Origin of the sequence: Streptomyces sp. NPDC014870 (genome assembly GCF_043081505.1) — a bacterium.
Taxonomy (GTDB): domain Bacteria; phylum Actinomycetota; class Actinomycetes; order Streptomycetales; family Streptomycetaceae; genus Streptomyces.
The window spans coordinates 532,500-552,953 of the sequence record NZ_JBIBWQ010000003.1; the positions used below are offsets into that span (position 1 = coordinate 532,500).

The 20,454-nt window shown below is 72.0% G+C and carries 20 protein-coding genes and 1 pseudogene; 15 read left to right on the forward strand and 6 right to left on the reverse strand.

Going from position 1 to position 20,454, the window contains the following annotated elements; translation table 11 throughout:
• Window positions 1-61: 61 nt before the first annotated feature.
• From ACF09C_RS11105 to ACF09C_RS11115, 3 genes are read left to right on the forward strand one after another with little or no spacing between them, the layout of a single operon-like run.
• Window positions 62-808 carry an ABC transporter ATP-binding protein gene (locus tag ACF09C_RS11105; protein WP_392091055.1) on the forward strand — a complete coding sequence of 249 codons (747 nt, stop codon included), beginning with the start codon at window positions 62-64 and terminating at the stop codon, window positions 806-808.
• On the forward strand, window positions 805-2,058 hold the full coding sequence (locus tag ACF09C_RS11110; protein WP_392091056.1) for a hypothetical protein: 1,254 nt from the start codon (window positions 805-807) through the stop codon (window positions 2,056-2,058). Before ACF09C_RS11105 ends, ACF09C_RS11110 begins: the two co-directional genes overlap by 4 nt.
• Window positions 2,059-2,066: 8 nt before the next feature.
• The gene (locus ACF09C_RS11115; protein WP_392091057.1) at window positions 2,067-2,633 is read left to right on the forward strand and encodes a hypothetical protein; all 567 of its coding nucleotides are present in this window, start codon (window positions 2,067-2,069) and stop codon (window positions 2,631-2,633) included.
• 135 nt (window positions 2,634-2,768) lie between these two features.
• On the opposite strand, the gene ACF09C_RS11120 is transcribed toward ACF09C_RS11115, so the two are convergent.
• Entirely contained in the window at window positions 2,769-3,002 is a 234-nt protein-coding gene (locus tag ACF09C_RS11120) for a hypothetical protein (RefSeq protein WP_392091058.1), read from the reverse strand.
• A 36-nt stretch (window positions 3,003-3,038) separates the two neighbouring features.
• On the opposite strand from ACF09C_RS11120, the pseudogene ACF09C_RS11125 reads away from it, so the two are divergent.
• The 8 genes and pseudogenes from ACF09C_RS11125 to ACF09C_RS11160 form a co-directional block, all read left to right on the forward strand.
• A pseudogene (locus tag ACF09C_RS11125) lies at window positions 3,039-3,172 on the forward strand (DUF3151 family protein); the annotation flags it as partial.
• A gap of 170 nt (window positions 3,173-3,342) precedes the next feature.
• Entirely contained in the window at window positions 3,343-4,215 is an 873-nt protein-coding gene (locus ACF09C_RS11130; protein WP_392091059.1) for a DUF3152 domain-containing protein, read from the forward strand.
• Between the two features lie 113 nt (window positions 4,216-4,328).
• Window positions 4,329-5,177 (forward strand): tryptophan 2,3-dioxygenase family protein, encoded by an 849-nt coding sequence (locus ACF09C_RS11135; RefSeq protein ID WP_392091061.1) that lies wholly within the window; start codon window positions 4,329-4,331, stop codon window positions 5,175-5,177.
• Complete coding sequence (gene kynU, locus ACF09C_RS11140) at window positions 5,170-6,399, forward strand: kynureninase (protein ID WP_392091062.1); 1,230 nt, start codon at window positions 5,170-5,172, stop codon at window positions 6,397-6,399. The genes ACF09C_RS11135 and kynU overlap by 8 nt, the downstream gene beginning before the upstream one ends.
• A 103-nt stretch (window positions 6,400-6,502) precedes the next feature.
• Window positions 6,503-7,372: an alpha/beta hydrolase gene (locus tag ACF09C_RS11145; protein ID WP_392091064.1), complete on the forward strand. Its 870-nt coding sequence runs from the start codon at window positions 6,503-6,505 to the stop codon at window positions 7,370-7,372.
• Between the two features lie 62 nt (window positions 7,373-7,434).
• Window positions 7,435-8,775, forward strand: a complete 1,341-nt coding sequence (locus ACF09C_RS11150) for a sensor histidine kinase (protein ID WP_392091065.1) — start codon at window positions 7,435-7,437, stop codon at window positions 8,773-8,775.
• Window positions 8,772-9,431 carry a response regulator transcription factor gene (locus ACF09C_RS11155; protein ID WP_362414990.1) on the forward strand — a complete coding sequence of 220 codons (660 nt, stop codon included), beginning with the start codon at window positions 8,772-8,774 and terminating at the stop codon, window positions 9,429-9,431. The genes ACF09C_RS11150 and ACF09C_RS11155 overlap by 4 nt, the downstream gene beginning before the upstream one ends.
• A gap of 112 nt (window positions 9,432-9,543) precedes the next feature.
• The gene (locus tag ACF09C_RS11160) at window positions 9,544-10,746 is read left to right on the forward strand and encodes a cytochrome P450 (protein ID WP_392091067.1); all 1,203 of its coding nucleotides are present in this window, start codon (window positions 9,544-9,546) and stop codon (window positions 10,744-10,746) included.
• A gap of 59 nt (window positions 10,747-10,805) precedes the next feature.
• Here ACF09C_RS11160 and ACF09C_RS11165 read toward each other — a convergent pair whose 3' ends face one another.
• Window positions 10,806-12,383 (reverse strand): ABC transporter permease, encoded by a 1,578-nt coding sequence (locus tag ACF09C_RS11165; protein ID WP_392091068.1) that lies wholly within the window; start codon window positions 12,381-12,383, stop codon window positions 10,806-10,808.
• Window positions 12,380-13,279 carry an ATP-binding cassette domain-containing protein gene (locus ACF09C_RS11170; protein ID WP_392091069.1) on the reverse strand — a complete coding sequence of 300 codons (900 nt, stop codon included), beginning with the start codon at window positions 13,277-13,279 and terminating at the stop codon, window positions 12,380-12,382. Before ACF09C_RS11170 ends, ACF09C_RS11165 begins: the two co-directional genes overlap by 4 nt.
• 62 nt (window positions 13,280-13,341) lie before the next feature.
• Between ACF09C_RS11170 and ACF09C_RS11175 the strand changes: the two genes are divergently transcribed.
• Window positions 13,342-13,839, forward strand: coding sequence for a GbsR/MarR family transcriptional regulator (locus ACF09C_RS11175; protein WP_392091071.1), 498 nt, complete (start codon window positions 13,342-13,344; stop codon window positions 13,837-13,839).
• On the opposite strand, the gene ACF09C_RS11180 is transcribed toward ACF09C_RS11175, so the two are convergent.
• Together ACF09C_RS11180 and ACF09C_RS11185 are read right to left on the reverse strand one after the other, a co-directional pair.
• Window positions 13,812-15,062, reverse strand: coding sequence for a hypothetical protein (locus tag ACF09C_RS11180; RefSeq protein WP_392091072.1), 1,251 nt, complete (start codon window positions 15,060-15,062; stop codon window positions 13,812-13,814). The genes ACF09C_RS11175 and ACF09C_RS11180 overlap by 28 nt on opposite strands.
• A gap of 29 nt (window positions 15,063-15,091) precedes the next feature.
• On the reverse strand, window positions 15,092-15,961 hold the full coding sequence (locus ACF09C_RS11185) for a diacylglycerol kinase (protein ID WP_392091073.1): 870 nt from the start codon (window positions 15,959-15,961) through the stop codon (window positions 15,092-15,094).
• A 142-nt stretch (window positions 15,962-16,103) separates the two neighbouring features.
• On the opposite strand from ACF09C_RS11185, the gene ACF09C_RS11190 reads away from it, so the two are divergent.
• The 3 genes from ACF09C_RS11190 to ACF09C_RS11200 all read left to right on the forward strand — a co-directional run bounded on the left by ACF09C_RS11190 (window position 16,104) and on the right by ACF09C_RS11200 (window position 18,533).
• The gene (locus ACF09C_RS11190; protein WP_041129953.1) at window positions 16,104-17,387 is read left to right on the forward strand and encodes an adenylosuccinate synthase; all 1,284 of its coding nucleotides are present in this window, start codon (window positions 16,104-16,106) and stop codon (window positions 17,385-17,387) included.
• Between the two features lie 289 nt (window positions 17,388-17,676).
• Window positions 17,677-18,198 (forward strand): DUF6232 family protein, encoded by a 522-nt coding sequence (locus ACF09C_RS11195; RefSeq protein WP_392091075.1) that lies wholly within the window; start codon window positions 17,677-17,679, stop codon window positions 18,196-18,198.
• Window positions 18,195-18,533 carry a hypothetical protein gene (locus ACF09C_RS11200; protein WP_392091077.1) on the forward strand — a complete coding sequence of 113 codons (339 nt, stop codon included), beginning with the start codon at window positions 18,195-18,197 and terminating at the stop codon, window positions 18,531-18,533. Before ACF09C_RS11195 ends, ACF09C_RS11200 begins: the two co-directional genes overlap by 4 nt.
• Before the next feature lie 54 nt (window positions 18,534-18,587).
• On the opposite strand, the gene ACF09C_RS11205 is transcribed toward ACF09C_RS11200, so the two are convergent.
• Complete coding sequence (locus tag ACF09C_RS11205) at window positions 18,588-20,441, reverse strand: serine/threonine-protein kinase (protein WP_392091078.1); 1,854 nt, start codon at window positions 20,439-20,441, stop codon at window positions 18,588-18,590.
• Window positions 20,442-20,454: the final 13 nt, after the last annotated feature.

Consider the following 20,454-nt stretch of genomic DNA (forward strand, 5'->3'; position numbering starts at 1 on the left):
CCCCACGCACCCTGTGCGAGTGGGGCCCGAGGTACCTCTCTCCGGCGCCGAGGTACCACCCATGCCCTTGCACTATGAGTCTTGTACCTTCCGTTACCCTCGCACATCACGCCCCGTCCTCGACCGGCTCGATCTGGAGTTCTCACCAGGTCACACAGTCCTTCTCGGACCCAACGGCGCAGGCAAGAGCACTCTGCTCTCCCTCGGCGCCAGCGCCTCGAAGCCGCAGTCGGGACTCGTCCGCTACGGACGGCTGGACCCGGCCAGCCGCAGGCACCTGCGGGCATACCGCCGCAAGGTGTCCTGGTTGCCGCAGCGTCCTGGCTTTCTGCCAGGACTGACATGCAGAGAGCATGTTGCATACGTGGGCTGGCTCAAGGGCATGCGGGAGCGTGAAGCTTGGCGTGCGGCGCCGGAGGCGATCGAGAGGGTCGGACTCACGGACAAGATCAACAACAAGATCAAGACGTTGTCCGGCGGTCAGCAGCAGCGGATCGCAATTGCTCAAGCGCTTGTCCACGACGCCGAGTTGCTGCTGCTCGACGAGCCTACCGTGGGACTGGACCCGCACCAGCGACGCCGGTTTCTCGACTTGCTGACCTCGTTGCGCGGCACGGTCCACGTGATCGTCTCCACCCATGACATCGGCGATATCGACCAAGCCTTCGACGAGGTTGTCGTCCTTGAGTCGGGCCGGTCGAGGTTCAGCGGGGCGGTCGAGGACTTCGCCGCTCATGCCCAACCGGACTGCGCGCCGGGGCGACGCCTGGAGAGCGCGTACGCGTCGCTGCTGGGGGCGACCGAATGATCAGCTGGGCGAACCTCCGTTCCTCGGCCGCACCGTGGCTGGCTCTGCCTGCCTTGTTCTATGCCGGTCTGTACATCGACGATGTCACCTACACCACGCCGTCGCATTACGGGGTGGAGTCTGGTGAGCTCGCCGCATATGGCATGGCGATCATCGCTCCGGCGGTGGCTGGGGCCGCCGCATGGGAAGGGGGCCGCCACCGCCTACTGGGCGCCATGCGAACCACCAGCGCACGTCGCCTTCCCCAACAGCTTCTCTGGGCCGTCACCCCCGTATTGGTCCTGCACCTCCTCCTCATCGCGGGGGCGCTCGTGATGGCCCGCAGGGCTGCGGGTGTGTGGCCGGGCGATGCCGGGTGGCTCGCCGTGGCGCATCTGATCGTGCTCCCCTTCGGCTGGCTGATCATCGGTTGGTGCCTGGGGGAGGTCCTGCCCAGGAGTATCGCGGCGCCCATCGCCGGGATCGGCTGCTGGGCCTGGCTTTCCCTACCGCACACCTTGGCCACCCCCTGGGTGCGCCACCTCGGTGGCTTCATCGACGGGACGTCGACCGTCACCGATGTTCGCTTGCCTGCCGCGTACACCGTGCCGTGGGCCGTCGTCGCCGGGGTGGCCCTGGCCCTCTGGCTATTCGTCCATATGCGGCGACGCGCATGGGGCATAGCCGCCGGCGTCCTCGTGCTGGCGATCACGTTCGTCACCGGTCGCATCGTGGTCGCCGACTGGGGCTACCAACGCCCGACGAGCCCCCGAAACGTCGCCATGAACTGCGTGGGAGACGCACCACGGGTCTGTGTGCCGCCGGAATTCCAGAAGTACGCCGAGCAGCTGCGCCGGGATGCGCTGGTTCCCCTCACTCGGCTCAAAGCCGCCGGCCTCACCTCGCCTGAAGAACTCCGCCTGACCTCCGATGCGGTCCCGCTCAAGCCGGGTACATGGCCGCTGTACTGGTCCCTCCCGCCTGCCCACTCCCAGCCCGACCCCAACCAGTACGCGATAAGTCTGGCCCAGTCGGCAGTAGTCGGCACAGCCGCGCTCGCGGGTGCGCCGGACTGTCGACAGCCCAGCGCAGTCGCAACCGCCTGGGCCGCCCTGGTGGTCGGAGTGGACGAACAGAACATGCGGCAGGCGATGCTCGACACCGACTGGGCCAACCTCGAAGAGGTCCGCCGCCTTCCCTCCAAGGAACAGCTCGACTGGTTCGACAAGACGGCAGCGAGCGGCAAGCACTGCACCCAGGTCGTCTCATGAACCGCTATGTGATCGTCGTACGCCGCTGGTGGATCGTGCCCTCGGCGCTCCTCCTGCTCGTTCTGGTGAGCGGGACAGTGGGGTCCAGCGAGGTTCCCGTTCCGAGTCTGACCGGCGGCATGTCCGGCGCACGCGTCGCCTACTTCACCCCGGTCGTGATCGTCGTCGCCGTCATGTACTGCCTGGAACGCCGACTGCACGAAGCAGAGAGCACAGCAGTCGCCCCCATCCGCCGTTTCGACCAGGGCGCCGTGGTCCTCACCGCGGTGCTCGCGCACGGCGCCGGTCTGGTGGTCGGAATGGACGTCGCCCGCAACATCACCCTCCTCCTTGCCCTCGCCCTCGTCGTATGGCGACTGGCCAACGAGGCGGCCGCGGCGGCCGCTGGACTTCTGTTCCTCATTCTCAATCTCATGCTCGGCCGCGCCTACGATGCCGGTGGGCACGCTTCCCACACGTGGTGGGCCCTCGCTCTTTACCCGGCCCGAAGCATGGGTGCATGGCTAGTGGCAGCGGCCCTCTTCGCCCTCGCACTGAAGCTGTCGGCGACGAAACACCGCGGCTTCCCTCTGTGAGGCGGGCGCTGTCCCAGACACAGCGCGCTGAACAACGTGTGCCACTACGTGTCAGTAAGGGCGGTCTACGGCCTGTACGAACATCAGGCAGGTGGGTGTGATCTTGAGCGAACCTCGGGCGAAGGGGTCATCGAGTCAGCTCCCGTCGGTTTGCGAGGGGGCCTGGAACCCCGTCGGCTCGCCGGTCGCCGTCGAAGCGTCGCCGTCATGAAGGGGGACAGTCGCCGCGCAGGGCGGGCAGTTCTCCCCCGTCGGTGGCTTGTCGCCCGTCCACTCCGTGGAGCAGATACTGGCAAGCTCCGACACCCATTCCAGGCTCCGCTCCGGCAGCTGGGCCGCGAGGTCGTCCAGCCACTCCTGCTCGGTCATGTCGTGATCCCCTCTCCCTTCCGGGTACATCTTCCACCATTCTCCTGGGAGCACGAGCCGAACCGCGGCTGGCGCGGGCGGCCGGGGAGATCGGCGAGAAGGACGAGTACGAGCGCTGCTCGACGTTCCTGCGGGACTCCTCGGAGACGGCGGCCGAGACCCTCGGCTGACCCGTTCCGTACGCACGACGCGCCGCGCGGCCCCCGGGTCGCGCGGCGCGGTGCGTTCGAGGCTGTTCGAAGGGGCCGGTACGATCCTTCGGACCGTTGTACCGAGAGCAGCCGGCACAGAGGCCCCACCCTCTTCCCCCCAACCGGCCGACGCAGGGGAGAAGTCTGTCTTGGGCAAGCGCGCCGCCGCACCCGCGAGCCGGGGACGACGCCAGAGTCGCCGACGACGCCGCAGCCCCCTGGGCCGCCTCGTCCTGCCGACCCTCGCGCTCGTCACGCTCGCGCTCGGCGGGGGCGCCGCCCTCGCGCACTACAACAGCACCGGGGACCCGGGCCCGGACGCGCCCAGGGCCGCCGCCCCGCCGACGCGTGAGCCGACCACGGCGGCCCCCACCACCCCCAAGGCCACCACCCCGACGCCGGCGCGGACCACGGCCAAGCCGACGCCGAAACCCAAGCCCAAGAAGACGACGGTGCCCGCGAGCGGCCCCGGTACCTTCGCCAGCGCCGGGACGTCCGGCAAGGCCGTCGGCACGGGCGGCACCCTGCGCCGCTACCGCGTGCAGGTCGAGGAAGGCCTGGACATCTCCGCCGCCGAGGCGGCCGCCGAGATCGAGCGGATCCTGGCCCACCCGCGCGGCTGGGCCGCGCACGGCCGGGGCAGGTTCCAGCTGGTCACCGAGGACGCCGACTTCGTCATCCGGATCGCCACCCCGACCACCGCCGACCGGCTCTGTCTCGCCGTGGGCCTCAACACCCACGGGGAGCTGAACTGCGAGACGACCCAGGGCGTCGTGGTGAACCTGAAGCGCTGGGTACTGGGCTCGCCGACGTTCACCGGCACCCCCGCCGAGTACCGGCATCTGATCATCAACCACGAGGTCGGGCACGAGATAGGCATCCGGACGCACATGACCTGCCCGGGCCCGGGGAAGCTCGCGCCGGTGATGATGCAGCAGATCAAGGGGCTCAAGGGCTGCCGTTCGAACGCGCATCCGTATGACGAAGACGGGAGCTACATAGAGGGCCCGATCGTGCCATGATGCGCATGGGACCGCGCGCGACGAGGCGGGCGGGCCCGAGGGGACCGGGGCTCCACTTTCTCTCACGGAAGGAGCGGACCGCTACCCGGTAGTTGCGTATCGAGGAGACAGAAATGTCCACCTTCCCCGATGCCTCCGGAGCCGGATCGGTCGACGCGCCGAACCTCGACTTCGCGGGCACGACGCCGTACGAGGACTACGTACAGGCGGACGTACTCACCCACCTCCAGCACCTCCGCTCCGACGACCCGGGCGAGATGGTCTTCCTGGTCACCACCCAGGTCATGGAGCTGTGGTTCACCGTCATCGTGCACGAGTGGGAGACCGCGAGCCGCGCGCTGCGCGAGGACCGGATCCCCGTCGCGATGGACGCGCTCAAGCGCTCCGTGCGCGAGCTGGAGGCCCTGAACCACTCCTGGCGGCCGCTGGCCCAGCTCACCCCCGCCCAGTTCAACTCCTACCGCGCGGCCCTCGGCGAGGGCTCCGGGTTCCAGTCGGCGATGTACCGGCGCATGGAGTTCCTGCTCGGCGAGAAGTCCGCGTCGATGCTGGTGCCGCACCGCGGTGCGCCCCGGGTCCACGCCGAGCTGGAGAAGGCGCTCCAGGAGCCCAGCCTGTACGACGAGGTCCTCAGGCTGCTCGCCCGGCGCGGGCTGCCCGTGCCGCAGGACGTGCTCGACCGCGACCTGGCGAAGAAGTACGAGCCGTCCCCGCAGATCGAGGAGATCTGGGCCGGCATATACGCCGACACCGACCAGAACACCGAACTCGTCCGGCTGGGCGAGGCACTCAGCGACGTCGCCGAACTGGTCTGGCGCTGGCGCAACGACCACCTCGTCGCCACCCGCCGGGCCATGGGCTCCAAGACCGGCACCGGCGGCTCCGCGGGCGTGGCCTGGCTGGAGAAGCGGGCGCAGAAGAACGTCTTCCCCGAGCTGTGGACGGCGCGCAGCCATGTCTGAGACCTTGCGCGAGAACGCGCTGCTCCGGGACGCCCACGACCCGCTGGCCAAGCTCCGCGAGAAGTTCGTCCTGGACGAGGAGACCGTCTACCTCGACGGCAACTCGCTGGGCGCCCTGCCCGCGCACGTGCCCGACCGGATGGCCGACGTCATCACCCGCGAGTGGGGCCGTATGCGCATCCGCTCCTGGGACGAGAGCGGCTGGTGGACCGCGCCCGAGCGGATCGGCGACCGCATCGCCCCGCTCGTCGGCGCCTCCCCCGGCCGGATCGTGGTCGGCGACTCGACCAGCGTGAACGTCTTCAAGGCGGTCGTCGCGGCCACCCGGCTGAGCACCGACGACCGGGACGAGATCCTGGTCGACGCGACGACGTTTCCCACGGACGGGTACATCGCGCAGTCCGCGGCCCGGATGACCGGCCGCCGGATCGTGCCGGTCGCCCCCGAGGAGATCGCGGCCGCGGCGGGTCCGCGCACGGCCGCCGCGCTCGTCAACCACGTCGACTACCGGACGGGTCGCCTCCACGACCTGCCCGGGATCACGGCCGCGCTGCACGCGGCGGGCGCCCTCGCCGTCTGGGACCTGTGCCACAGCGCGGGCGCGCTGCCCGTCGGCCTGGAGGAGCACGGGGTCGACCTGGCGGTCGGCTGCACGTACAAGTACCTCAACGGCGGCCCCGGTTCGCCCGCGTACCTGTACGTCGCCGAGCGGCACCAGGCGGCCTTCGACTCCCCGCTGCCCGGCTGGAACTCGCACGCCGACCCGTTCGGGATGACCCCGGGCTACGCGGCGGCCGAGGGTGCGGTGCGCGGCCGGGTCGGGACGCCCGACATCCTGTCGATGCTGGCCCTGGAGTCGGCGCTCGACGTCTGGGACGGGGTCGCCGTCGAGGACGTTCGGGCCAAGTCCCTCGCCCTGACGGACTTCTTCGAGGAGTGCGTGGCGGCGTACGTCCCGGCCGGTCGCGTCACGTCCCTCACGCCCGGCGCGCACGCCGAGCGCGGCAGCCAGGTCGCGCTGCGGTGCGCCGAGGCGCCGGCCGTCATGGCGGAGCTGATCAGGCGCGGGGTGGTGGGCGATCTGCGTCGCCCGGACGTGCTCCGGTTCGGCTTCACGCCGCTGTACGTCGGCTTCGCGGACGCGGAGCGGGCGGCGCGGATCCTGGCGGAGGTCCTGGTGGACGTACCGGCGGAATCGCCGGCGGAGGTGCCCGCCGTCTGAGGTCGGACGGTCCGATGATCGCTTGATCTGTGGGGGCGTCAGTCCTGATACGGTCCCCGCAGGTCAGGCCAATTCGGCCCCGTCCCCGAGAGGTTGGAACAGCATGCCGGACCCCGCCGCGCGCGACGCCGCCGAAGAAGCGTCGGCGTTCTCGCACCCGGCCGTCGCCCCGGACGCGTCCGCAGCGTACGGCGATCACCCCGACCAGGTCGTCGACTTCTACGCGCCGCGTGACGGCCGGCAGCGGGCGCCGCTCGTCGTCGCGCTGCACGGCGGTGCCTGGCGGGCGCCGTACGACCGGCAGCACCTCACCCCGTTCGTGGACTTCCTGGCCCGGCGGGGCTTCGCCGTCGCCAACGTCGAGTACCGGCGCGGCGGCACCATCCCCCGGCAGGGCGGTACGGGACCGGTTGCGGGACGCTGGCCGGAGACCTTCGACGACGTGGCCGCCGCCCTGGACGCCGTACCGAGGCTGGCGGCCGAGCACCTGCCGCAGGCCGACCCGCGCCGGATCGTGCTCACCGGCCACTCCGCAGGCGGCCACCTCGCCCTCTGGGCGGCCGCCCGTCACGTCCTCGCCCCCGACGCCCCGTGGCGGCTGCCCGCGCCGCCCGCGCTGCGCGGTGTGGTCGCCCTCGCCCCCATCGCCCACTTCGACCGGGCCGTGGAACTCGGCGTCTGCGGCGGGGCGGTGACCGAACTCCTGGGCGGCGACGGCGAGTTCGACGTACGCGCCCGGCACACGGACCCGGCTCTGCTGCTGCCGACCGGGATCGCGACGGCGGTCGTCCAGGGCCGCGACGACATCGTCGTCCCCCAGGCCGTCGCCGACGCCTACGTCGAGGCGGCCGCGAAGGCGGGCGAGACCGTCGGCCTGACCCTCCTCCCGGACGTCGGCCACTTCCCCCTGATCGACCCGGCCGCCGACGCCTGCGCGATCGTGGCGGAGGAGATCGCCCAGCTGGCGTTCTGAGCAGGCGGGGCAGGGAGCACGCACGCGTAGTACTTGGGACGGACGCGGGAGGATCCGCCGTCATGGTGACGACCGCGTCCGTGGCCCCCCGTACCGTGAAGGGCGTGACAGACACCCGTGAAACGAGCCGCAGCCCCGAGTTCCGCCTGGCCCAGGGCGCGCTCGGCGGGCTGCGCGAGGACCTCTTCCACAACGCCTTCGACTACCGGCCGCTGCCCCCGATGGCGGTCGACGGGCCGCTGACCCGGCGTCTGCCCGAGCGGATACGCAGCAAGGTCCGCTGGACCCCGCACGCGATCGTCGGGGCGTGCGCGCTCTTCGTCTTCGCGATGGGGATGGACCTCGGACCCGGCAGCGGCGTGTTCGCCCTCGTGTTCGCCGGGATGCCGGCCGCGGCCGTGCTGCTGACGCTGGTGCGTCCGGTGCTCGCGTTCTGGGCGGCGCTGGCCTTCACCCCCTTCGTCTCCTTCCTCGCCGAGTACGGCTACGGCTGGCCGTGGGGCCCGACCTCGGGCATCGCCCAGGTCGTGGTGATGACGGTGGCGGCCGCCCGCACCCGGCCCCGTACCGGCGCCTGGATGTGGGTGGTGACCCTCGCGTACGCCTTCTTCGCCACCACGCTCAGGGGCGGCAGCGACAACGCCCTGTCGGTCCTGTTCCCCTCCGCGCTCGCGCTGCTCCTCGTGACCGTCCTCCAGGTGCGCCGCGAGGCCGAGAAGACCGTCACCGCCCAGCAGACCGTGACGGCCGTGGAGCGCTCCAGGCGGACCCTCCTCGAAGAGCGCACCACCATCGCCCGCGAGCTCCACGACGTGGTCGCCCACCACATGTCGGTGGTCGCCATCCAGGCCGAGGCCGCGCCGTACCGGGTCGAGAACCCGCCGCCGGAGCTGGAGCAGGCCTTCGTCACCATCCGCGAGAACGCGGTGGCCGCCCTGACCGAGCTGCGCCGCGTCCTCGGGGTCGTACGGGCGGAGGACTACGAGGCCCCCGACGCCCCGCAGCCCACCCTCGCCGACCTCGACGGGCTCGTCGGCAACGTCCGCGAGGCCGGGCTCGACGTCGAGAAGACGGTGACCGGCTCGGTCCGCGAGCTGCCGCAGGGCGTCGAGCTGTCGGCGTACCGGATCATCCAGGAGGCGCTGTCCAACGTGCTGCGCCACGCGCCGGGCGCGGCGGCCAAGGTCGAGGTGAGTTACGTCCTCGGCGGCCTCGGTCTGCGGATCGCCAACGGGCCGGCGAGGGGACTCGTGAAGCCTTCCCCCGGGGCCGGTCACGGGCTCACCGGGATGCGCGAGCGGGTGACGATGCTGAACGGTGAGATGACGGCCGAACCGGCCGAGGACGGCGGCTTCGAGGTCGCCGTGTTCATCCCCGTGAGCCGTGAGGAGTCGGACCAGTGATCCGGGTACTGATCGTCGACGACCAGATGATGGTCCGCGAGGGCTTCTCGGTGCTGCTCGGCGCGATGCCGGACATCGAGGTGGTCGGCGAGGCCGTCAACGGACGCGAGGCGATCGCCCAGGTCGCGGCGCTGCGCCCGGACGTCGTCCTGATGGACATCCGTATGCCGGAGCTGAACGGCATCGAGGCGACCCGCGAGATCGTCGCGGCCGACGCCGACGCGAAGGTGCTGGTCCTGACCACCTTCGACCTCGACGAGTACGTGTACCAGGCGCTGCGCGCCGGCGCCTCCGGCTTCCTCCTCAAGGACGCCTCCGCCCGGCAGCTCGCCGACGGGGTACGGGTGGTGGCGGCCGGCGAGGCGCTGCTCGCGCCGACCGTGACCAAGCGGCTCATCACCGAGTTCGCGAAGGCGGCCGAGACGCCGAAGGTGGCGGCGCTCTCGCAGGTCGGGGAGTTGACCGAGCGGGAGACGGAGGTCCTGGTGCTGATCGCGCAGGGTCTGTCGAACGCGGAGATCGCCGACCATCTCGTCGTAGCCGAGTCGACGATCAAGACCCATGTGAGCCGGATCCTGGTGAAGCTGGGACTGCGCGACCGGACACAGGCGGCGGTCTTCGCGTACGAGGCGAGGCTCGTGCAGGTGGGCGGGTAGCGCCCGCGAGAGTCCGGCGGGGGCGCGGGGCGCGGGGGCAAGGGGGCCAGGCGGCGTGGTCCGGCGGGGGCGCGGGGGTCCGGCGCCGGGGTGCGACGGGTAGGTTCCGTGCATGGACGCTTCCTTCGACCCCTGGTCGCCGGACTTCATCGCGGACCCGTACCCCGCCTACGCCGAGCTGCGTGCGACCGGCCGGGCGCACTGGTACGGGCCGACCCGGCAGTGGCTGATCCCGCACTACGAGGACGTGTCGGCGCTGCTGCGCGACCGGCGCCTGGGCCGCACGTACACCCACCGCTTCTCGCACGAGGAGTTCGGGCGAACGGCCCCGCCCGCCGCGCACGAGCCGTTCCACACGCTCAACGACCACGGGCTGCTCGACCTGGAGGCGGCCGACCACACGCGCATCCGGCGCCTGGTGTCGAAGGCGTTCACCCCGCGCACGGTGGAGAACCTCGCGCCGACGGTACGGAGGCTGGCGGCGGAGCTGGTCGGCGGCCTGGTGGCGCGGGGCGGCGGCGACCTGCTCGCGGACGTCGCCGAACCCCTCCCCGTCGCCGTGATCGCCGAGATGCTGGGGGTCCCGGAGGAGGACGAGGAGCGGCGGATGCTCCGGCCGTGGTCGGCCGACATCTGCGGGATGTTCGAGCTGAACCCCTCGGAGGAGACGGCGCGCCGGGCGGTCCGGGCCTCGCTGGACTTCTCGGCGTACCTGCGGGAGCTGATCGCGCGCCGCCGGAAGGCGCCGGGGGAGGACCTGATCTCGGCCCTGGTGGGGGTGGAGGAGCTCACCGAGCAGGAGATGGTCTCCACCTGCGTGCTGCTCCTGAACGCGGGCCACGAGGCGACCGTGAACACGACCGTGAACGGCTGGTGGACGCTGCTGCGCCATCCGGAGCAGCTGGCGGCGCTCCGCGCGGACCCGGCCGGACTGTTGTCCACAGCTGTGGAGGAGATCCTCCGCTACGACACCCCCCTGCAGATGTTCGAGCGCTGGGTCCTCGACGACATCGAGGTCGGTGACGTCACGATCCCGCGCGGCTCTGAGGTCGCGCTCCTCTTCGGCTCCGCCAACCGCGACCCGGCCCGCTTCGCCGACCCGGACGTCCTGGACCTGTCCCGTAAGGACAACCCGCACATCACCTTCGGCGCGGGCATCCACTACTGCCTGGGCGCCCCGCTGGCCCGCCTGGAGCTGACGACCCTCTTCGCGGAGGTCCTCCGGCAGGCCCCGACGCTCCGCCTGGCGGCGGAACCCCGGTGGAACCCGGGGTACGTCATCAGGGGCGTACCGGAGTTGCTGGTGGAGCTGTAGGGGGCCGGAAGCGAAGAGGGCCCCGTCTCCGGGGCCCTCTCTTCAGCGGTGTCGTACCGTCAGGCGGTCAGCAGGTCCCGCTGCCGCAGCCGCCACAGCCCCGCCGCCGTCAGGGCGCCCGCCACGACCGTCAGGGTCAGGACGGGCCCCCACGCCATCTCCTGGCCCGGCAGCTTCGCCAGGTGCCCGAAGGGCGAGAGGTTCAGCACCGACTGGGGCAGGTCGAGCGCCGGGCCGATCCAGCCGAGCGCCAGGCACAGGCCCGCCACGCCCCACCCCGCCACGGCCGCCTTCGGGAACGCGCCCCACAGCAGGACCGCGAGTCCCGCCAGGGTCCAGATCGCGGGGAGCTGGGCCAGTGAGGCGCCCAGGATCGGGCCGAGGTCCCTGCCGTACGAGAGGTACAGGCCGAGGCCGCTCAGAAGCATGATCAGGGCCGCGCCCGCGAAGGCGATCACCAGGTGACCGGCCGCCCAGGCGACCCGTCCGACCGCGTTCGCCAGGATCGGCTCCGCCCGGCCCGAGGTCTCCTCGCCGTGCGGCCGCAGCACCGAACCGACCGCGTACAGCGCGGCGATCATCCCGAACATGCCGATCATCGTGGCGAGGAACGCGTTGGTCAGACCGCTCTGACCGCCCATCCGCTCGAAGATCTCGCGCGCCTGCTCGTTGTCGCCGACGATGTCGGCCGCCCCCTCGACCATCCCGCCGAAGACCAGGCCGCCGAGCAGGAAGCCGAGCGACCAGCCGAGCACGGTCCCGCGCTGCAGCCGCCAGGCCAGCGCCCCGGCCGTGGCGAGCCGGCCCTCCGCCGGTCCCGGGCGGGTCGGCAGGAAGCTCATGCCCACGTCGCGCCGTTCGGCGAGGCCGTACGCCACCGCCGTCTGGACGAGCACGGCCGCGGCGATCAGCAGCAGCACCCACCAGCGTTCGCCGGCGAAGGCGCGCACGTTCTCCGCCCAGCCGATCGGGGAGAGCCAGGTCGGCGCGGAGCCGCCGGAGGCGTCGCCTGCGTCACCGGCCGCCCGCAGCACGAAGGCGAGACCGAGGACGGCCGAGGTCAGGCCCTTCGCGAGCCGCGCGCTCTCCGTCAGCTGGGCGACGATCGCCGCCATCGTGGCGAAGAGCATGCCCGTGCCGCCCACCGCGAGACCGAGCGCGAGAGCTCCGCCCGCGCCCTGGCCCGCGAGCCCCGCCGTGATCACGAGCGCGACGCCCGCGTTGGCGACGAGCGCCGCGAGCAGCGCGGCGGTCAGCGGGGCGCGGCGGCCCACCACGGCGGAGGAGAGCATCTCCTGACGCCCCGTCTCCTCCTCTTCCCTGGTGTGCCGGATCACGATGATCAGGCTCATGACAGCGGCGAGGACGGCGGCGAAGGTACCGAAGCGCCAGGCCACGAGCCCGCCGAGGGAGTCGTCGAAGACCGGCCCGTAGAGCGAGCGCATCGAGCTGTTGGCGGTCATCGACGCGGCCAGCTCGGTGCGCTGCGCCTGCGTTCCGTACAGCCCCTCCAGGGACCCGACGCCGCTGGCGACCATGCCGCCGGTCACGAGGACCCAGATCGGCAGCATCAGCCGGTCGCGGCGGAGCGCGAGCCGGGTGAGCGGGCGGGTGCCCGCGAGACTCAGGGTGCTCATCGCGCGTTCGCCTCATCGGTGGCGTAGTGGCGGAGGAAGAGCTCCTCCAGGGTGGGCGGGGTGCTCGTCAGCGAGCGCACGCCGGACTCGGTGAGCGAGCGCAGCACCGCGTCGAGCTTGTCGGTGTCGACCTGGAGCCGCACCTTCAGCCCCTGGACGTCCAGGTCGTGGACGCCGGGGAGGCGGGCGAGCCCGTTGGGCGCGCCGGCGAGTTCGGCGGAGACGCTCGTCCGGGTGAGGTGGCGCAGCTCGGCCAGCGAACCGCTCTCCACCGTCTGCCCCTTGCGGATGATGCTGACCCGGTCGCAGAGGGTCTCGACCTCGCTGAGGATGTGCGAGGAGAGCAGGATCGTGCGTCCGCGCTCGCGCTCCTCGGCGACGCAGCGCTGGAAGACCTCCTCCATCAGGGGGTCGAGGCCGCTGGTGGGTTCGTCGAGGATGAGCAGGTCGACGTCGGAGGCGAAGGCGGCGACGAGGGCGACCTTCTGCCGGTTGCCCTTGGAGTAGGTCCGGCCCTTCTTCGTCGGGTCGAGCTCGAACCGTTCGATCAGCTCGGCCCGCCGGGCCTTGTCGAGGCCTCCGCGCAGCCGTCCGTAGAGGTCGATGACCTCGCCGCCGGAGAGGTTGCGCCAGAGCGTCACGTCACCGGGCACGTAGGCGATCCTGCGGTGCAGCTCGACGGCGTCGCGCCACGGGTCCTTGCCGAGGAGCTGGGCGGCGCCGGAGTCGGCGCGCAGCAGCCCGAGCAGGACGCGGATGGTCGTCGACTTGCCGGCGCCGTTCGGGCCGAGGAAGCCGTGGACCTCACCGGTCTCGACGGTGAGGTCGAGGCCGTCCAGCGCGTGGGTACGGCCGAACGACTTGTGCAGTCCGGCCACCGTGATTGCCTTCGTCATGCTTTAGAACGTACGCTAGTTTCACAAATTTGTGAAGTTAAGGAACCGTATAAAGTTGGGGGATGAGCGAGATGACCACCACCGGCGCGGACGACGACGCGGCCGTGTCCCGATTCGTGGAGCGCTTCGCCGCCGAACTCACCGAGGCGGGCATGCAGCGCATGGCGTCCCGGGTCTTCGCGGCCCTGCTGGCGTCCGAGAGCGCCTCCATGACCTCGGCCGAACTCGCCGACCAGCTGCAGATCAGCCCCGCGGCCGTCTCCGGCGCGATCCGCTACCTCAGCCAGGTCGGCATGGTCAGCCGCGAACGCGAGCCCGGCTCGCGCCGCGACCGCTACGTCCTGCACAACGAGGTCTGGTACGAGTCGCTCACCCGCCGCGACGCGATCCTGACCCGCTGGGAGAAGGTGCTCCGCGACGGCTCGGAGATCCTCGGCCCGGACACGGCGGCAGGCCGCAGGACGGCGGAGACGGCGGAGTTCTTCGAGTTCCTCCAGAAGGAGATGCTGAGCATGCTGGACCGCTGGCGGGCCTACAAGGACGCCGGCGCCGGGTCCTGAGGGACCGCCGCGCCGAGGCGCTCGGCCAGGACGGCGAACTCCGCCGTCCCCGCCTCCACATAGGGCCCGGCCGGCCACAGCATCCGGCCGCCGACCCGGGCCACCACGACCGGCTGCCCGCCGTCGGTGAACTCCTGCCAGCCGTGCAGCTCCGCGTCCCCGACGGGCACCTGCGGCGCGCAGGACCGCAGCAGCGACAGCATGCCCTCCGCGGCGTCGGCCGGACCGGCGTGCGGCGGGAAGACGACGAGGACCGGGCCTCCGCCGTACGGGTCGGCCAGAGCGGTGTACCGCTTCGGTACGCCCACGGGGGCGGTGGCCGCACGGGCGAGGGCGCGGGCGGCGTGCCGGCCGGAGAAGAGCAGCCGGGCCACGTTGACGAGACTGCCCGTCGCCACGAACAGGCCCGCGACGCGGAGCATCGGGGCGTCCTCGGGCTCGAACTGCGCGACACCAAGCAGCGCGACCGAGAGAAGGAGGCACCCGGCCGTCCAGGAGAGGCCGGAGATCTCGCGCAGGCCCCGCACACGCCACCAGGGCACGGCCCGGGCGTCGGGCTCGGGACGGCGGTGCTGCCACGGGTAGGTCCTCCTGCCCGTGAGTGCCCGGCGCCGGGCCGCCTCGGCGAGCGGTGCGTAGCGGAGGGAACGGGCGGCGGCCGCCTTCGGCCCCTCCGGCGGGGGCCGGTCCACCAGCCCCCGCAGCTCGGCCCGCCCGATCGCCCGGCGGCGCGCCCACGCGCCCCGCAGGGGCCGGGTCCAGACCAGCTCGCCGCCGCCCGGCGGCGCGATCACCCCGTCGCCGAGCGGGTCGCCGCACCACCACAGGACCCCGTCGGGGCCCGGCTCCACGTGCCTGTACCGCTCCTTGACCGCGACGACCCGGCGGGGCAGCAGGGCGCCGGGCTCAGGACCCGCCAGGACGAGTACCCCCCTGGGCAGCGCGACGGCGGCGTGCGCCGACCAGTCCCCGGCGTCCAGGACCCGCCGCATCCTGCGGGCGAGGCGCAGGGAGCCCAGGCCGAGCGCGAGCACGAAGAGTCCGCCGCCGAGCGGGTACGGCACGGACACGGAGGCCCAGTGGATGTCGGGCTCGCCCGCGGAGACAACACCCAGCGCCACGGCCACGGCGAGGCCCACGGCCCCGACGCGCACCCACCAGACCGCCGTCCTGCGGTACCGCTCCAGTGCCTCGGCCGTCTCCGCCCGATCCCGCGCGCGCATATGCCCCCCAGCTCGTTTCCGCCGCGAGCTTAAGGCCCCGGAGGTGGCAGGGCTTCCTTGGGCAGGGTCAGGCCCCAGCCTTCGGCCCGGGCCGTCCAGGTGCGGCGGCGGACCGGGCCGAGGAAGCGGCCGTCGGCGCTGTAGCGGAAGTCCGGGCCCGAGACCGTGAGGGTGTGGGCGGTCGTGCGGACGGGCGGGGCGGTCGTGGGATGGACGGTCACCTCGGCCGCGCCGTGCATCGCGCCGTGCCCCGAGCCGTCCGTCGTGCCGCGCACCGAGCGGACCGTCAGACTCTCCAGCGGGGTGTCGACGTCTGCGAGCAGCACCCCGTCCGCCTCCACCCGCAGTCGGTGGGTGCGGACCGTGAGGGTCGCCGGGGCCGGGCGGACCAAGGTGCGGACCAGGGAGCGGCAGGTGTTCCAGACGGTCGGCGGGGCGGGGCTGGGGACGGCCCGCGTCGGTGGGCGGCCGGCCGGGATGCTCAGGTCGCCGAGCACGACGCCGTCGCTGTCGTCGACGAGCAGGTCGAGCCGGCGCGGCACCCCGTCGAGCACCGCCCGCGCCGCCGCGACCGTGCCGCGCGGCACGCCGAGGGCGTACGCCACTTCCAGCGAGCCCGGCGCCCCGATCGGCACCAGCGACAGGGCCGCGTCCGCGAGCTCACGCTCGCGGTGCAGGAACGTCACGGTGCGTAGCAGCGCGTGGTCGTCGCCGAGCACCACCGGGCGCCGGGAGCCGCGCCGGGCAAGGGCCCGGGAGAATTCCTCCGGGCTGTCCGGCAGGCAGATTTTCGCCTCTGCCCCCGCACACAACACATCTTTCGCGATCCGTACGGACTCGCCGTCACTTCGGCGGGCGACCGGGTCGATGACCACCAGCAGCTGGTCGTGAGCCGACACCTCGGTCCTTCCTCGGGTAGCATCTTTGTGCAAGAGCCCCTTGCGCTATTGCGCCAGGGGCTTCGTCTATTCCGGGGCACACCGGTGAGGCGGCCTCGGCCCCTGACCTTGGACATGCCCCACCCGGAAGGGGTGTACGCCTGTGCCCGCACTTGTGCTGCTCGGTGCTCAGTGGGGTGACGAGGGCAAGGGAAAGGCCACCGATCTCCTCGGTGGATCCGTTGACTATGTAGTGCGCTACCAGGGCGGCAACAACGCCGGCCACACCGTCGTCGTCGGTGACCAGAAGTACGCGCTGCATCTTCTCCCTTCCGGAATCCTCTCCCCGGGGTGCACCCCGGTGATCGGGAACGGTGTCGTCGTCGACCCGGCTGTCCTGCTCTCCGAGCTGAGCGGACTGAACGAGCGAGGCGTCGACACGTCGAAGCTCCTGATCAGCGGCAACGCGCACCTGATCACCCCGTACAACGTCACCCTCGACAAGGTGACGGAACGGTTCCTCGGCAAGCGCAAGATCGGCACGACGGGACGCGGTATCGGCCCGACCTACGCCGACAAGATCAACCGCGTCGGCATCCGGGTCCAGGACCTGTACGACGAGTCGATCCTCACCCAGAAGGTGGAGGCGGCGCTCGAGGGCAAGAACCAGCTCCTCGCCAAGCTCTACAACCGCCGCGCGATCGACGCCGCCCAGATCGTCGAGGAGATGCTCCAGTACGCGGAGCAGATCAAGCCGTACGTCGCGGACACCACGCTCATCCTCAACAACGCGCTGGACGAGGACAAGGTCGTCCTCTTCGAGGGCGGCCAGGGCACCCTGCTCGACGTCGACCACGGCACGTACCCCTTCGTCACCTCCTCGAACCCGACCGCGGGCGGCGCCTGCACCGGTGCCGGCGTGGGCCCGACGAAGATCAGCCGCGTCATCGGCATCCTCAAGGCGTACACGACCCGCGTCGGCGCCGGACCGTTCCCGACGGAGCTGTTCGACGCGGACGGCGAGGCGCTGCGCCGCATCGGTGGCGAGCGCGGTGTCACCACCGGCCGTGACCGTCGCTGCGGCTGGTTCGACGCGGTCATCGCGCGCTACGCGACCCGGGTCAACGGCCTGACCGACTTCTTCCTCACCAAGCTCGACGTGCTGACGGGCTGGGAGCAGATCCCGGTCTGTGTCGCGTACGAGATCGACGGCAAGCGCGTCGAGGAGCTGCCCTACTCGCAGACGGACTTCCACCACGCGAAGCCGATCTACGAGATGCTGCCGGGCTGGTCCGAGGACATCACCAAGGCCAAGACCTTCGCCGACCTGCCGAAGAACGCGCAGGCGTACGTGAAGGCCCTGGAGGAGATGTCGGGTGCCCCGATCTCCGCGATCGGCGTCGGCCCTGGCCGGACCGAGACGATCGAGATCAACTCCTTCCTCTAGGAAGACCCGCCCGAGGGCCCGCACACCGTCACCCGGTGCGCGGGCCCTCGGCCGTGTGCCCCTCGGCCGTGTGCCCCTCGGCCGTGTGCGCGGCAAGGCCGGAATCGGTCTTGTGGAGAGGACCTACCACCCCCTTAATGGGCTTCCACTCAGGCGCCGTTCCATCTCAGGGGGAAGCATGGAAACGACCGGCCCGCACGTCCCACCGACACCACCGTCCGAGCCTCCGGCGTCGGGACCACCGGCCGGCCCGTGGCGGTCCAGCACTCCGCCCGGCCAGTCCGACGACGTGAGCGTCGTCGACGTCCGCGTCACCAAGCGGCTGCTGTGGGTGGGCGAGGCCTGCTACCCGCTGGCCAACATCACCCGCCTCCACGGCCACACGGTCCGGCCCAGGCGGAACGAGGCGTTCAACAAGTTCCTGCTGCAGCTGGTGCTCACCGTGCTCGCGGTGGGCCTGCTCGGCTCGGCGGCCGACGACTCGTCCTCCGACGACGAGTTCATGCGGGTCGTGCTCTACGTCGCCGCCGGTTTCCTGACGTACGCGCTGGTGAGGCTCTGCACGGTCCTCTTCTCACGGACCTACCACGTGCTGACCATATCGACCGCAGGAACGGCGTACGCCCTGCTCACCGCCAGGGAGTCGGGGGTGCTCCGCGAGGTGCGCCACCAGATCAGCCACGCGATCGAGAACCCCGGCGCAGAGTTCCGGATGCGGGTGCAGCACCTGGCGATCAACCCGAAGAACTACAACTTCGGAGACACGGTCAACATGAACGGCGGAACGAAGAACACGGGGGTCTCGAAGTGACGGCCGGGGACAGCAACAACTTCTACGGCGACGTCGTGCACATGAACGGCGGCACCGGCAACCAGGGCATCGTCCACCACCACGCCTCGCCCGCCGTGGAACAGGCGCTCCTGGCCGTCCTGGCGCGGGTGGACGCGCTGCGGGGCGACCTGGGCCCCGAGGAGTGGCAGGCCCTCGACGACGCCCGCCCGGCCCTTGAGGCCGGGGACGGCGTGCCGGACGGAGCGCGGCGCAGCGCCCTGCGGGCGATCCGGTCCGTGGCGGAGGCGGCCGGCAGCATCGGGCAGCCCCTGCTCGACGCCACCCGGGCCGCCCTCCAGCTCCTCGGCGTCTGAGGGCGGCCGGCCTGGCGGTCAGCGCGCCGGCCGGCCTGCTGGTCAGCGCGCCTGTCAGCGCCGGTAGTACTCGCCCGGCTCCCCGTCCAGCATCGGGTACACCAGCAGTCGCTCCCGCCCCTTGAACCGGTCGACCGTCACATAGCCGCCCGTGCCCACGCGTTCGCAGTCGCGGTCCGAGGCGTCCAGGTCGGCCGTGCCCGGGGAGATGACGAGCGGTGGGCCCGCGGACGCGAGCAGGGACGTGAAGGTGCAGGTGACGCTGTCCGACATCGGCGCGCCCTGGTCGTCGAGGCGGGGGAAGCTGCGCTGGGTGCGCAGCACGGGCGCGCCGATCGGGCCCTGGGTGATGGTGACCTCGTCGCTGTAGCGGTCGGCGTTCTCGCCGTAGATCAGCGGGTCGTTCTCCATCTTCCAGGAGCCGACGAAGGCCGCCGGGACCATCGCCGTGCCGGTGCGCGCCTTGCGGAAGGTGGCCTTCGCCGCGCCCGACGACCACTCCAGGACGTCGGGGGAGCGCAGCGTCAGGGTCTGGTGGGCGAGCGGGGTGCACCGCTGGGAGGGGACGCTGGTGGTGACGTCGGACTCGCCGAGGACCACCTTGTCCTCGTCGGCGGAGACGAGCCGCGAGCGGCCCATGCACATCTGCTCCTCCGAAGCCCGCGTGTACACGGCGGCCTTCGCGCCCGCCGCGCCCTGGCTGATCTCGATCCGCGCCGCGTCCCTCGGGCTGTCCGCCGAGCCGCGCAGCACGCCCTCCCAGGCGCCCAGGAACGCGGCCGGCACGATCCCGGCCGGGCTCGGGGTCACGCTCACGGTCTCGCCCCCGGCCCCGTTCTTCCCTCCGTCCGCCCCGGGGCCCCCGTCGGGCCAGAAGGCGTACGTGAGGCCGGCCGCGGCCGCCACGACGAGGGCGGTGGTGGCCGCGAGCAGGGCGGTACGGCGCCGTGACGTCTTCGGTGACGACGGTGCCGGTACGGGAGTGTCGTCGCCCGGAGCCGCCGCGGTCGCCGTCGGCGTGGTCTCCGCCTCCAGGATCCGGGCCGCGTGCCGGCCGAGCCGGGCCAGCACGTCCGCCGGCAGCCAGGGGTCGGCGACCGCGATCGTCTCGACGAGCTCCTCGGCCGACGGGCGGCGCGCCGGGTCCTTGGCGAGGCAGGCCCGGACCAGGCCGGTCAGCTCGGCCGGGAGGTCGGTCAGGTCCGGCTCGTCGTGGGCGATGCGGAACATCGTGGCGTGGACGCCGCTGTCCGCCGTACCGAACGGGGAGCGGCCGGTCGCCGCGTACACGAGGAGCGAGCCCAGGCAGAAGATGTCGGAGGCGGGGGTGAGCTTCTCGCCGCGCACCTGCTCGGGCGACATGAAACCGGGCGAGCCGACGAGCGCGCCGGTGCTGGTCAGCCCGCCGTCGGTGACGGTCTCCACGGCGCGCGCGATGCCGAAGTCGATGAGGCGCGGCCCGTCGACGGTCAGCAGCACGTTCCCCGGCTTGAGGTCGCGGTGGACCAGACCGGCGGAGTGCACATGGGTGAGCGCGCGGGCGACCCCGGCGGCCAGCGTGCGCACCGTCGCGGGCGGCAGCGGCCCGAACTCCTCGCCCACCACGGTCCGCAGCGAGGGCCCGGGGACGTAGCCGACGGCCACCCAGGGTGCCTGGGCCGTCGTGTCCGAGCCGAGGACCGGGGTGGTGCCCGTGCCGCCGACCCGCTCCAGGGCCGCGACCTCGCGGGCGAACCGGCGCCGGAACTCGTCCTGGGCCGCCAGTTCCGCGTGCACCACCTTCACCGCGACCGTCCGGCCGCCCGACGAGCGCGCCAGGAACACCCGGCCCATCCCGCCGGCGCCCAGGCGTCCGAGCAGACGGAACGGACCGATGCTGACCGGGTCTTCCGCGTTCAAAGGCTCCACGACGGAAGAGGAT

Bases quoted from the DNA above. Each gene is read 5' to 3' on its own strand.
- ACF09C_RS11180 (WP_392091072.1), bottom strand. From the start codon at position 15,062: ATGCGCGCGCGGGATCGGGCGGAGACGGCCGAGGCACTGGAGCGGTAC.
- ACF09C_RS11120 (WP_392091058.1), bottom strand. From the start codon at position 3,002: ATGACCGAGCAGGAGTGGCTGGACGACCTCGCGGCCCAGCTGCCGGAG.
- ACF09C_RS11135 (WP_392091061.1), top strand. From the start codon at position 4,329: ATGTCCACCTTCCCCGATGCCTCCGGAGCCGGATCGGTCGACGCGCCG.
- ACF09C_RS11150 (WP_392091065.1), top strand. From the start codon at position 7,435: ATGGTGACGACCGCGTCCGTGGCCCCCCGTACCGTGAAGGGCGTGACA.
- ACF09C_RS11110 (WP_392091056.1), top strand. From the start codon at position 805: ATGATCAGCTGGGCGAACCTCCGTTCCTCGGCCGCACCGTGGCTGGCT.
- kynU (WP_392091062.1), top strand. From the start codon at position 5,170: ATGTCTGAGACCTTGCGCGAGAACGCGCTGCTCCGGGACGCCCACGAC.
- ACF09C_RS11175 (WP_392091071.1), top strand. From the start codon at position 13,342: ATGAGCGAGATGACCACCACCGGCGCGGACGACGACGCGGCCGTGTCC.
- ACF09C_RS11105 (WP_392091055.1), top strand. From the start codon at position 62: ATGCCCTTGCACTATGAGTCTTGTACCTTCCGTTACCCTCGCACATCA.
- ACF09C_RS11170 (WP_392091069.1), bottom strand. From the start codon at position 13,279: ATGACGAAGGCAATCACGGTGGCCGGACTGCACAAGTCGTTCGGCCGT.
- ACF09C_RS11145 (WP_392091064.1), top strand. From the start codon at position 6,503: ATGCCGGACCCCGCCGCGCGCGACGCCGCCGAAGAAGCGTCGGCGTTC.
- ACF09C_RS11160 (WP_392091067.1), top strand. From the start codon at position 9,544: ATGGACGCTTCCTTCGACCCCTGGTCGCCGGACTTCATCGCGGACCCG.
- ACF09C_RS11165 (WP_392091068.1), bottom strand. From the start codon at position 12,383: ATGAGCACCCTGAGTCTCGCGGGCACCCGCCCGCTCACCCGGCTCGCG.